This is a genomic window from Salipaludibacillus daqingensis (genome assembly GCF_029891575.1).
Classification (GTDB): domain Bacteria; phylum Bacillota; class Bacilli; order Bacillales; family Salisediminibacteriaceae; genus Salipaludibacillus; species Salipaludibacillus daqingensis.
Genome location: NZ_JARZHF010000007.1, coordinates 101,718 through 114,284 on the forward strand (window position 1 = coordinate 101,718; position 12,567 = coordinate 114,284).

Genomic DNA, 12,567 nt, shown 5'->3' on the forward strand with positions numbered 1-12,567 from the left:
AAGTATGAGTATAGAGGATAAGAATGTAGAATGGAAGAATAAAGAGTAAAAGAGGATAATGGAGGCTATGATTTATGAAAAGAAAAATGGAAGTGGAAGATTTCGTAAGGATAAAAAGTATAGCTAGTCCTTCGATTGCACCTAGAGGAAATAAGGTAGCCTATGTTGTAAGTAGAGTGGATAAAGAGAAGGACAAATCACAATCAAATTTATATTTATATGATTATAATCTAGGTAAAACGAAGCAATTAACTTTCTCTGGTGAAGACAGCGCCCCTTCTTTTTCACCTGATGGTAAAAAAATTGCATTTATTTCTTCTCGCACGGAAAAAAGTCAAATTTGGATTTTATCGTTAGAAGGTGGAGAAGCATGGTGTTTAAAAACGAAGGAGGCAGTGTCGCCTCCTTTACATTGGACACCTCATTGTAATGAAATTGTATACTGTTCAGAAGTGTTTAGTCATGAAAAGGACCAATGGACTCCATATCAAGGAGCACCAGAAAACGATGGAAAACGGTTAAAAGAATTAGCTGATAATGTACATAAAGAAAAAAACAAGGAAGATGAAAAAGATAAAAAGGAAAACAAAGTGAAAGTGATTACGAGATTCAGCTATCGTTTTGATCGTCATGGTTATTATGGGGATAGGAGAAATCATGTTTTTATTACTCCTGTAATGGAAGAACCTGAATTGGACCGAAAACCTCAAGGCAAGCAACTATCGAAGAAGGATTATGACTATACTGATCCAATATTATCTCCAGACGGAAAATACGTTGTCTGTAGCTCTCGTCATAGTGAACGAGCAGATCTTGAAGATAAATCCGATTTATGGTTAATAGAAGTAGATACTGGAAAAGAACACTTACTATATGATGCACCTGGACCTACGTCTAGTCCAAACTGGTCTCCTTGTGGGAAATACCTTTGTTTTTCTGGACACGATCAGCGAGTTGGCGCATCAACCTCAACAGATTTATGGCTTTTAAATGTTTCTTTGTTTTTGTCTCAGATACAAAACAATCAAGAAACAACGCCTTTGCTACCAAGCGACGCGAGCAATATTACGAGAAGGTTTGATCGTCCGATCGCAGGTAGCGGAGGTTGGCAAAAAGATAAATTTATTTTTTTGGTAGCTGATAAAGGGGCGAACAACGTGTATGAAGTTGATCCATTATCTCTGTTCGCGCAACCGGTTTTAAAAATCGAGAATCGCTCGTTATCAACCTTAGCTGTTGATGACGATCTATTGGTCTATACATTTACAACACCTACAAAGTCGCAAGAATTATACTTGTGGGATGGGGAAGAAAAACAAATTACAAACATAAATAACGATTTTCTCAAAGAAACTTTGATTTGTGATTCGGAAAAAATAATTTATGAAAGTAATGATGGGAAGGCAATTGATGGCTGGGTTGTTTACCCGCAAAAATTTGATAAAACGAAACAGTATCCATTGATTTTACTTATTCATGGTGGTCCTCATGCCGCTTATGGTCCAACCTTTATGTTTGATGCACAACTATTTGCGAACGAGGGGTATATTGTCTTGTACACAAATCCTCGGGGAAGTGAAACTTACGGGCAGGATTTCGCTAGTTGTATCGATAAAAAATGGGGAGATCTTGATTATAAAGATGTGATGGCAGGGGTTGATACACTTGTTGAAAAAGGATTCATTGATACGAGCAAAATGTTTGTCCATGGTTGGTCCTATGGAGGGTATATGTCTTGTTGGATTTCCACGCAAACGGATCGGTTCAAGGCAATTTGCGCAGGCGCCAGTGTGACGAATTTACTTAGTGGATACGGAACATCTGATATTACGTTAGCTGACGAATATGAGTATGGTGGAACCCCTTGGAAAGATAGCAGCCATCTAATCAACCATTCTCCACTGGGACATGTAGATAAAGTAAACACCCCAATGATGCTTATGCATGGTGAAAATGATCTCCGCGTAGCCATTGCGCAAACGGAAGAGTTTTTTGTCGCATTGAAAAGGATAGAGAAGGAAGCGATTATGATAAGGTATCCCGATGAATTCCATGGCTTATCTCGACCTTCCCATCAACTTGATCGATTCGAGAGATTAGTCTCTTGGTTTAATTATCATCGTGATTGTTAGTAATATCCAAAAAACCTTTGCTTGTTTTGAGCAAAGGTTTTTATGTGGAAGGACATAGCCTTTTGAAAATGCGTCTAACGTTTTCTCAAGCTCTCTCACGGCAAATTTGACGATTTCCTTAAGTTAATCAGTGAATGGTGGCGCTTACACGGACTAATTGCCGTTTATACTCACTACCTCACAAAACCCCCTTGAAGTCAATTAACTGCATGGTAAGATTGTAAACGGACTAAGAAGAATACGGGTATGCAAACAACACAAGGAGTTGGATATGGATGTCAGGAACAACGACACGTGTCGCATTTATTGGAGCAGGAAACATGGCAGAAGCGATGATTTCTGGAATTGTAAAAACAGGAACACTCGAACCACAACAAATCATTGTAACAAATCATAGTAACGAAGAACGACTACTGGAATTGCATAATCGCTACGGGATTCAAGGAATGGTGAGAGATCGTTTACCAATTGAATCTGCAGATGTAATTATTTTAGCAATGAAGCCTAAAGACGCAGAAACTTGCCTTGCATCTATTAAAAATCAGATTAAACCTAATCAAGTTGTTATGAGTGTGTTAGCAGGTATTTCTACATCATTTATGGAAGAACATTTACAAGATGACCAACAAGTGATTCGAGTAATGCCGAATACTTCTAGTATGATACAGGAATCAGCAACAGCTATTTCACCAGGTGAAAACGTAACGATGAAAAACGTTAAATTAGCGAAAACTCTTCTGAAAGCCATTGGTGAAGTGTATGTCATTGATGAAGAGCAAATGGATCTTTTCACTGGAATTGCTGGAAGTGGTCCAGCTTATTATTACTATTTAATGGAGCATATTGAAAAAATTGCTACAGAAAATGGAATGGACCCGTCACAAGCTAGACAGATAGGTGCTCAAACCATTTTAGGTGCTGCAAAAATGATCCTTGAGAGAGAAGAATCCCCCGAACAACTGAGAACAAACATTACATCTAAAAATGGAACAACTGCATCAGGGTTAGAAGCTTTAGCAGCGAATGGTGGAGGTAAGGCGATCAAAGCAGCGATTCAAGGTGCCATGAACCGTTCTAAGGAAATTAGTGAACAACTAGAAAAGGTAACTGTAAGGTAGCGTGAACTTTTTAATATATAATGTAAAAGCTAGGTCCGCCGACCTAGCTTTTATTTTTAGATAGTTTTTAGCTTTTGAAGTAGTTTGGCTCGATAGACTGACCTAAGATAAATAAAGTTAGTCATCATTACTATTCATTGAAAATTGTCCAGAAGGGATAGGTGTAATAGGGTCTAGACACGTGATTCCGCAGAAGCAATTTAAGTCTACTGTTAAACAGATTCCAGTAGCTTGGAAATCTCTAATACTTCTACCAGGGAAAAACTTACATACATCACTTACACCACTATCTGTTGGACCGGGAGTAGCCCCACCTTCTGTGACTGGCAGTAACAACTCTAGCTGAACGCAACAGTCACTTCCTTTAACAAATCTTTTAGCTCTAAAAATGGGACTTTCTACGCAACCGAAAAAAGTATTTCCAGATGCTCCTAATTCACCTTCAAATACACCACTACCGATAAATGGCGTACAATCTTTACAATAAAGGATGAAAGGAATAGTTGTATTAACAAGATTCTCCACTCGTGGTGAAAGTAATTGGTCAATAGACTGTTCACAACTGGTTGTGCAACAATCGTCATTCTTAATTACTGCGTCTTGAGCTGCTACAATATCTCTTACAACGTTACAAACACAATCATCGGTAAATTTTTGATGTTTAACTGTCATTTTGATTCCTCCTTATTATTTTAAATCTCTACAATGTATGTAAATGAGAAGCAACTGCTTGTGTACATATCTATATTTAAGAAAATGAGGAAAGTAACCACTTTTGTGCTACCAAGAACAATTACTTTCATCTGTTTTACTATGATGTCTATATATCTTCAGAATATTTCATTAACCTGCCAGGAAATCAATCGGTTCAAATTCGTATTCATGGTATACATAGAGATAAGAAGAGTAATTTTTTGAAACCTTTTAAATGAAACAATCGTATCGTATAATGGAAATACTTGTGAATTTTAAGAGGGAGCATTTAGAAGTAAGTATTACAGATCGAAGGAAACGTACGATAAACCGAAAGAAAAATTCTTTCATTATCATGAATTACTTACAAGGGAGGAAAAAGAAAACATGACGTTAGTAATCAATAACCTTAAAAAAAGATTTGATGAACATCGTGCAGTTGATGGTATAACGTTAACTGTAGGAAAAGGAGAAATATTTGGCATGCTGGGTGCTAATGGTGCAGGGAAAACAACGTCTTTTCGTATGATTCTTGGCTTGATCGATCCTACTGAAGGTTTCGTTACGTGGGATGCGGAACGATTATCATATAAACGAACAAAATTGGTAGGGTATTTACCTGAGGAACGAGGACTGTTTCCAAAATTAACAGTAAAAGAACAACTTATTTATCTTATGAGGTTAAAGGGAATGAAAAAACCCGACATTATTAGAGAAATTCGCCATTGGCTTCAACGTTTCCAAGTTCCAGAGTATGAAAACAAAAGAATAGAAGAATTATCTAAAGGAAATCAACAAAAGATTCAATTTATGGCAGCCGTTATACATAAACCAGACCTACTTATTCTAGATGAACCTTTTAGTGGATTGGACCCAGTAAATGCAGATATGCTTAAGGAAGCGGTTTTAGATATACAACGAGAAGGGACAACGATCGTATTTTCTAGTCACCAAATGAATAATGTTGAAGAACTCTGTGAAGATATTATTATGTTAAAACATGGGAAAGCTGTACTACAAGGAAATTTAAGAGATATCAAGCGTTCCTATGGAATGAAAACGATTACTATTAAAGCAGATTATGAACTTGATTTTTTAAAGAATATTAAAGGTGTCCTAAATGTTGATAAAAATAAAGATGGGGCAGCTATCAATGTTGAAAGTGAAAGTATAGCAGAAGAAATATTCAAAGAAGTAGCCAATAGTGGATTTGTTAGGAAATTTGAAGTAGAAGAACCTTCTCTACATGATATTTTCATAGATCATGCAGGAGGTGATTCGGATGAATAATTTCTGGACAACGTTTACTCATACCGCTAGTCGAAGAATTAAATCGAAATCCTTTATTTTTGCTACTGGAATCATGGTTGTTTTAATTATTGGGTTATTAAATTTAAACAGTATTTTAGAAAATTTCACAAGCGATGACGACGAACTAGTATCTAGTATTGCTGTTGTTGACAATACGGATAGCGATGGAGAGTATGCAGAAATGTTAGCATCAATGGAAGAGGGGGCATTTGAATATATCCATTTTACGTATGGGGATGTGAATGATGCACTGGAAGAAGCATACGATAATAACTACGATTATGTTCTTGCCATTAGCGGAGAATCTGCAAATATGGAAGCAGAGTTTTTTGGAGAAGGAACGGATTTTACTGTTGCACAAGAAGTGAATCAAGATGTGCAACGAGTCAAAGAAACGTTAGTGACAACGGAATTAGATTTAAATGACGAAGAGTTAGCGATGATTTTTAATCCGGTTACATTCATTGAAAATTCCTTAAGTCAAAATGGAGAAATGCAAACAGAAGAGTCTCATATGCAAGCGTATTGGATGGTATACGGCCTTGTTTTTGCCATTTATCTTATTGTCATTACGTTTGGATCCATGATTGCAACGGAAGTAGCAACGGAAAAGTCTTCGAGAGTGATGGAACTCATTGTTTCAAGTATAAATCCAGTGACACAAATGCTCGGAAAAATATTAGGGATTGGTTTAGCAGGAATGGTGAATTTGGCAGCATTAGCATTAGCTGTTTTCATTGGGTCAACGATGAGTGGAGATGACTTTATCACGACAATTTTCACAGAAGTCATCGATTATTCATTAATCATTTATGCACTAGTTTTTATCATTTTAGGCTATTTTGTTTATGGTGGTATTGCTGCAATGCTCGGAGCCCTTGTCAGTCGTGCAGAAGAAGTGAACCAAGCGATTCAACCGTTGATTTTCTTAGCGATGATAGCATTTTTCATCTCCATGTTTGGTTTAAATGCTCCTGAAACAACATTTATTCAAGTTCTGTCTTACGTTCCGTTCTTCACGCCACAACTGCTTTTCCTTCGAATAGGGATGGGTACTGTTCCTGTATGGGAAGTTACATTAATTATTGGCATTTTAATTATTAGTGCGATCTTAATTAACATTTTGGCAGCTCGAATTTATAAAGGTGGCGTTCTTATGTATGGGAAGTTTTCGTTCAAAACAGGAATTCAACAAGCATTAAAGCTGTCTAAAAAAGAAAATTAATCGACTATAAAAAGCATGAAGGGGCTTTCCTTCATGCTTTATTATTTTCAAATTACTTTTTTTTAAATTTACTGCCTGCCGATTTTTTTCGAATTCGATTGAGTTTAGCATTTGCATTGACTAGAGATTGGTCAGTTTTAGCATAATCAATGCTAATATCTGTCATGTTGTTGTTTTCAACAACGAAAGTAAGCCATGTTCCTGCACCTGCTTCTTTTGGCAATTTCTCTTTAGGAACAACATATTCTAATCCTTCGCTTTCTACTAAAATAACTGCTAATTTATTGTCTTCTAATCTGTCAATAACGCCCTTTTTATTCATTAGATCCTCCTACACAAGCTTTCGCTTCAGATATAATATCTGCTAATCTTCCAGCAGCGATTCCATTAACTCTTTCTAGATCTTCAACAGAGTCAAAGGGACGTAATTCAATTAATTCTTCCGCACGAGCAGGGCCAATATGTGTAATCTCCTGAAGATCTTCTAATGAAGCATCGTTAATATTTATACAATGACTAGGAGCTGTTGTCTCGTTTGAAGAATAATCGTCACTTTCTTCAGAAGTTTCCGAAGAAGAATTTGTTGGATCGCTGCTTCCTTGACCACTAGTAGAAGATGGCGAAATGGTTCCTTCGCTGCTAGTGAGCGTATTTATATCTTTTCCTTTTGTTTCCATAATGATTGTCCCATGATCGACTGTGCTATAAAGTGTCACATCAGCCTGAACGACTCTATCGACGACACTATCGTGAGGGTGTCCATAAGAATTATTGGCCCCCGCTGAAATCACTGCCTTTTCTGGAGATACAGCTTCTAAAAATTCAGAAGTAGTAGAGGTGTCTGATCCGTGGTGTCCTAATTGTAGAACGTCTGATTGTAGATCATGCCCACGATTTATCATTGCTCGCTCTGTTTGAGATTCAGCATCACCAGTCAGGAGAAACGATACCTCACCATAGGAGAATTTAGCAGAAAGAGATCCTTCATGTAGATCACCAGTTAAGCTTTCTGGATTGAAAAATTCGATCGTAAGTGGACCAACCTGAAACTCATCACCGGAACGAGGTTCATCATAATCTGCATCACTAGATTCTATCGCATCCAACACACGGTCAAATGTTTGAGAACTTGCTATATCTCCAGACATCCAAATTTCATCTATGTTAAATTCATGAATAATTAGGTCCATTTGACCAATATGATCAGCGTGGGGATGACTTCCAATCAAGACATCGATAGAATGGATGTCTTGACTCTTTATATAAGTTTTTACATCATTTCGATTCCAGTTTCCAGTATCAAATAAAACAGTATATTCTTCGTCTTCGTATGTAAAATTAAATAATGTTGCATCAGCTTGTCCAACATCAATAAAATGAACGGATAATTCATCTAGATTTTCAGAGGCTTCCGAGACACTTTCAACGATTTCATCTTTTTCATTTGTTTCGTTGTTATTCATTTCATTTGTTACTATTTCATTATTATTATCTTGATTATTATTAATTTGATTATTCGTGTTCTCATTTTCTGATTCTAAATAACTCTCTTGATTATTTTCAGCTTCTTCCATATTTTCTTCGATGATATTATTATTTTCAGTTGTTTCTTTTGACTCGTTATTTGTTTCACACCCGCCTGCAAGTAATAAGAAAGTAAGCATTCCTAAAGTAAAGGACACATTTTTGATTCTCATCATTTCAACTCCTTTGTTGTTTAATAGTTTAACATGATTAGAAAATATAGGTAATGAACGATCGTTCGATTTATTAATTATAAGAAACATAAAGATTATATTTCAGCTAAAATAACTTGAAATAAAAATATTTTGAAAGATTGTTATAGAACATCCATTCTATTTTCTCCTTATCTGCGATATAATATATTTGACGAATCATCTAATAGACTGTTTTCTAAGATACTACTTTCATCACGTATTTGTGTGAGAATGCTTCTTGCCTTCCGATTAATATTCACTTGATAACCTAATGATTTGCTTCCCGAGTAATTCCTGCAATAACAGGTTATCTATTTACTCTCCTACCTCTCATTGTGTGTAAGCTACTAATACACATTTCTTATTTCTCGATTTTATTAATCAGAAAATCCACTCCACAATTAGTTTAAGAACCCCTATATGAGATACTTTCAAATTGATTCAGAAATTATTTTATTATACTCTGTTAAAGTCTCCTAGTATGATTCGATCCTTTTAATCTTAGGAGTTGATTAGGATGGGTTTAGACATGTATTTAATCAATAAAAAGGAAAGTGATTCTAACGTTATGTCCAATGAAGATGTTGTCTTATATTGGCGAAAGGCCAATCAAATTCATCATTGGTTTGTGCAAAATATTCAAGAAGGAGAGGATAAATGTGAAGTCTATGAAGTGACGCATCAAGACTTGATTAGGTTATATAACACATGTCGGTCAGCACTTCGTCAGAAAGATAGAGCGCATGAAATCTTACCTACACTTGATGGATTCTTTTTTGGGAGTACAGCATATGATAAGTATTTTTTTAATGAATTGAAAAGAACGAAAGATGAATTAAAAAATATCATAACAACATTTGATTTTAAAAAAGGTAAACTTTACTATACTAGCTGGTGGTAAAAACCATTTCGAAAAACTCTGCAACATCGATTCATCCGATAAATTCGTATAATAAACAGGCATCTATCATTTAAATAGATGCCTGTTTAATTCTCCAAATAAAATTTCTTTATCTGATAAAATCAAAAGATGATGAAAATTCGATTTACTGATAAAATACAAGAGTGGAAAATAGAATTTGTTATAAATATGGATCATCTAAAGGCCACTGGTCGATAAAAAATGAAATGTAATTCCAAAGAGTGGCGTGGTAAAGCATTCATTTTCTCGTTCATCATCGTGTGAATATAAATATATCAATGTATACATAGTAAGAAACGATTATAATCTAGGGGGAATGAATTTGTTGGGAAGGAAGTCGCTGATTTTTTTGATCGTCATTCTAATTCTAAATGGAGTGAGATATTTAACTTATCTAGTGGAAGGTAGTCAAAGTAATTATTATATAGTAATGCTCGTTTTAAATATTGTTGCTCTAATATTCTTATTTTTATCTTTGTTTAGAGAGACACGTAAACAAGTAAATAGTCATGAAGGTTAGGTTATAAATCATGCATTCGTTTTTAAAAATAAAAAAAGCCAACCCGAATAATGGAAGCTGAAAGTGCTCCTTATTCGGGTTTTTTCTGTTTTATCGCTTATACACGTACTAGTTAAAATAGTAATTCATTTTCTGTTCATATTGATTTTTTATAATAATGAATAGATACAATATTGTATTGGAAAAGCCGGTACAAAAAATGTATTCGCAAATAGATTGGTTCATTATTTAAAAAATACCATCATCGAGGGGGCAGTTTCGTGTTTTTTCATCCAATGGATTTTCTCATTATTATCGCTTTAGGTCTTGCCTTTTGGGCACAATCAAGAGTAAAAGGTAACTTTCAAAAATGGTCTAATGTAAAAGTTTCATCTAATATGACGGGAGCTCAAACAGCAAGACATATCCTTGATAAAGAAGGTTTGTCTCATGTGAGAGTAGAACTTTCGAAAAGTGGAGCATTATCTGACCACTATGATCCGACTGCAAAGGCTGTTCGCCTATCCGAACCTGTGTACCGTGGAAATTCTATATCGTCAATGGCAGTAGCTGCTCATGAAGTTGGACATGCTATTCAAGATGATACAAAATATTCCATGCTTGTATTAAGACATAAATTATTTCCATTAGCGAGTATAGGATCTCAACTTGCACCAATGCTTTTTCTTGGAGGGCTTTTACTAGGAATGACAAACTTAATTGGTGTAGGTATCGTACTCTTTTCAGGAGCTGTATTGTTTCAAGTCGTCACTCTTCCTGTTGAATTTGACGCTTCTAATCGTGCGAAAAATAAATTACTGGAGTTTGGTATGATTGCGAATAGAGAAGAAAAAGGAATTGGAAAGGTCTTAAATGCAGCGGCACTGACTTATGTGGCAAGTACGTTAATGGCTGTTTTACAATTGCTGAAATTCATCATGATTTTTAGAGGGAGACGTTAGAGATATTTGAATGGAACAGATAAAGATAGAGGAGAGGCTCCATTAGAACCTCTTCTCTTTTCTCTCTTTACAATCACTCAAACTTCTGTAATCAGAAAATTATTCTGGTAGTTTTTCATAAGCTAGTTTTAGAATGATATTTTTGTGCTCCGGGAAATCAGCTAATAAATCTTTCTGAGAGAAAAGTTCGAAATCTTGAAAATCAAATCCAGGAGATACCATACAACTAACTAATGCGAATGCCTCTTCGTCATCAACGGATGAGCCAAATATAGTGCCTTTCGGAACAACGGTTTGAAGGTGTTCATTTTTTTCTGGATTTCTCCCTAACATGACTTTCTCATAAAAACCATCTTTATGAATCATGTGAACACTAAGAGGGGAACCGTCATGGTAATACCAAACTTCATCCGATGCTAAGCGGTGAAGGTGAGAGGGACTTTTATTTGTGAGAAGGAAATATATACTCGTATATGCGGGTCTAACATTATCATTTTCAAGAGTAAAAGATTCCTCACTTTTATGTACTTGTTTGTAAAATCCCCCTTCTGGATGAGGAAGGAGATCTAAATCTTTTATCCATTTGTTTGCATTATTGTTCATTGACAATCCCCTTTTCTATTTTCTAATTTGACTTATCATGCTTACAAGACTTATAGCTGTAGCAGCTCCTAGAAAGAAACTCATTTTACTCATTGATGTTCGTTTAAATAACGTTTTTTCTTCCGTAATTTCAAACACTCCTATTGGTGAGATCGTAAAGTGACCACCGCCACCTCCGCTCCTTTCAGACGAATTTTTCTTCGTTTTTTCAATGTTTGCACTACCACCACCAAAAGCATAAGATGCTTTTGCCACAGGGAGAATTTTTTTGTTCTTCACTTCAATAATATCTCCATAAACCAATGATACATCTCGTTCGTTTGCGAATTTATTGAAAAGAGAGCTTATTGGAACATTGAACAAACCTTCTTTGTCATAATCTTGATCAAGATTATTGTTGTTAATTGACATATACTAACCTCCTTAACAAATTTTCTGGCCATTTGAAACCGTAGGGGCTTTTTTAAAAGAATACATTGATTGATTCGACTTACTTATATAAATATCCTGCCTTTCAATCAGCATGTTTTAAATATTGTTAGAACTTTTTTCCTTCAAGTATACTGCATACAATTTGGAGAACAATAATTAATACAGCTTATTCGTTGTTCAGATGACTTAAATAAAGAAGGTGGATATAATGACAGTGTTAGAAATCGGGATGCAAGCTCCAGATTTTAATTTGGCTTCTACGAGAAAAGAAAAAATAGCACTTAGTGATTACATAGGAAAAAGAAACGTACTATTAGCATTTTACCCTTTAAATTTCACACCTGGTTGAATTAAAGAACTAACCTCTTGGAAAGAGGATTATGAGCTGCTTCAAAAACTTGAAACGGAAATTTTAGCAGTTAGTGTTGACCATATTTTTTCGCATAACGTTTTTCAAGCAAGTTTAGGAACACTCCCGTTTCCATTATTGTCTGATTGGTTTAAACAGACAGCGACGAATTATGGCGTACTTAATAAAGATATGACAGCACAGCGGTCCGTATTTGTTATAAATAAATACGGGAAGATTACTTTTGTTAATAATTCATTTAAAGCAGATCAAAACGATGATTATCAAGAGTGTTTGGAACATTTAAAATTTCTATAAAACGAAGATAGAAATGATGTTCGTTAAAACAAATATGAAGTGTGACAAGTTTTAGCATTGGCGCCACAAGAATGCGAATGAATGCAACGAATTTAAATTCATTCACCACGCGAATCCTCTAAAAATTTATCAGAATAAGAAACGACTACGAAAATTTAAATTTATCATTAAGAAACCTTTCTCAGATTAGTTGTAGGAGGGTTTTTTTCATTTTTCATTAGAGAAAAAATGTCTTAATTAGTTCAATCATTCTAAATAGAAATGATTGTCAAAATGGTAAAATAG

General features: G+C 35.2%; 12 protein-coding genes. 7 read left to right on the forward strand and 5 right to left on the reverse strand.

Annotation, left to right across the window (positions count from 1 at the left end; all coding sequences use genetic code 11):
- Positions 1-74: 74 nt before the first annotated feature.
- Together QDN89_RS14380 and proC are read left to right on the forward strand one after the other, a co-directional pair.
- Positions 75-2,132 (forward strand): S9 family peptidase, encoded by a 2,058-nt coding sequence (locus tag QDN89_RS14380; protein ID WP_280770850.1) that lies wholly within the window; start codon positions 75-77, stop codon positions 2,130-2,132.
- Between the two features lie 275 nt (positions 2,133-2,407).
- Positions 2,408-3,250, forward strand: coding sequence for a pyrroline-5-carboxylate reductase (gene proC / locus QDN89_RS14385; RefSeq protein WP_280770851.1), 843 nt, complete (start codon positions 2,408-2,410; stop codon positions 3,248-3,250).
- A gap of 117 nt (positions 3,251-3,367) precedes the next feature.
- On the opposite strand, the gene QDN89_RS14390 is transcribed toward proC, so the two are convergent.
- Positions 3,368-3,922 (reverse strand): CotY/CotZ family spore coat protein, encoded by a 555-nt coding sequence (locus QDN89_RS14390; RefSeq protein WP_280770852.1) that lies wholly within the window; start codon positions 3,920-3,922, stop codon positions 3,368-3,370.
- Between the two features lie 408 nt (positions 3,923-4,330).
- On the opposite strand from QDN89_RS14390, the gene QDN89_RS14395 reads away from it, so the two are divergent.
- Together QDN89_RS14395 and QDN89_RS14400 are read left to right on the forward strand one after the other, a co-directional pair.
- On the forward strand, positions 4,331-5,233 hold the full coding sequence (locus QDN89_RS14395) for an ABC transporter ATP-binding protein (RefSeq protein ID WP_280770853.1): 903 nt from the start codon (positions 4,331-4,333) through the stop codon (positions 5,231-5,233).
- The gene (locus QDN89_RS14400) at positions 5,226-6,479 is read left to right on the forward strand and encodes an ABC transporter permease (RefSeq protein ID WP_280770854.1); all 1,254 of its coding nucleotides are present in this window, start codon (positions 5,226-5,228) and stop codon (positions 6,477-6,479) included. The genes QDN89_RS14395 and QDN89_RS14400 overlap by 8 nt, the downstream gene beginning before the upstream one ends.
- 52 nt (positions 6,480-6,531) lie before the next feature.
- Here the strand turns inward: QDN89_RS14400 and QDN89_RS14405 are convergent, their stop codons facing one another.
- Together QDN89_RS14405 and QDN89_RS14410 are read right to left on the reverse strand one after the other, a co-directional pair.
- Entirely contained in the window at positions 6,532-6,801 is a 270-nt protein-coding gene (locus tag QDN89_RS14405; RefSeq protein WP_280770855.1) for a DUF3006 domain-containing protein, read from the reverse strand.
- On the reverse strand, positions 6,794-8,176 hold the full coding sequence (locus tag QDN89_RS14410; protein WP_280770856.1) for an MBL fold metallo-hydrolase: 1,383 nt from the start codon (positions 8,174-8,176) through the stop codon (positions 6,794-6,796). The genes QDN89_RS14405 and QDN89_RS14410 overlap by 8 nt, the downstream gene beginning before the upstream one ends.
- 538 nt (positions 8,177-8,714) lie before the next feature.
- Here QDN89_RS14410 and QDN89_RS14415 point away from each other — a divergent pair.
- Both QDN89_RS14415 and QDN89_RS14420 read left to right on the forward strand, forming a co-directional pair.
- Positions 8,715-9,098, forward strand: coding sequence for a hypothetical protein (locus tag QDN89_RS14415; RefSeq protein ID WP_280770857.1), 384 nt, complete (start codon positions 8,715-8,717; stop codon positions 9,096-9,098).
- Between the two features lie 801 nt (positions 9,099-9,899).
- The gene (locus QDN89_RS14420) at positions 9,900-10,580 is read left to right on the forward strand and encodes a zinc metallopeptidase (protein ID WP_280770858.1); all 681 of its coding nucleotides are present in this window, start codon (positions 9,900-9,902) and stop codon (positions 10,578-10,580) included.
- Positions 10,581-10,679: 99 nt separating this feature from the next.
- Here QDN89_RS14420 and QDN89_RS14425 read toward each other — a convergent pair whose 3' ends face one another.
- Together QDN89_RS14425 and QDN89_RS14430 are read right to left on the reverse strand one after the other, a co-directional pair.
- Positions 10,680-11,183: a cupin domain-containing protein gene (locus tag QDN89_RS14425; protein ID WP_280770859.1), complete on the reverse strand. Its 504-nt coding sequence runs from the start codon at positions 11,181-11,183 to the stop codon at positions 10,680-10,682.
- Positions 11,184-11,198: 15 nt separating this feature from the next.
- Complete coding sequence (locus QDN89_RS14430; protein WP_280770860.1) at positions 11,199-11,594, reverse strand: spore germination protein GerW family protein; 396 nt, start codon at positions 11,592-11,594, stop codon at positions 11,199-11,201.
- Positions 11,595-11,844: 250 nt separating this feature from the next.
- On the opposite strand from QDN89_RS14430, the gene QDN89_RS14435 reads away from it, so the two are divergent.
- Positions 11,845-12,282 carry a redoxin domain-containing protein gene (locus tag QDN89_RS14435; RefSeq protein ID WP_280771038.1) on the forward strand — a complete coding sequence of 146 codons (438 nt, stop codon included), beginning with the start codon at positions 11,845-11,847 and terminating at the stop codon, positions 12,280-12,282.
- Positions 12,283-12,567 lie beyond the last annotated feature (285 nt).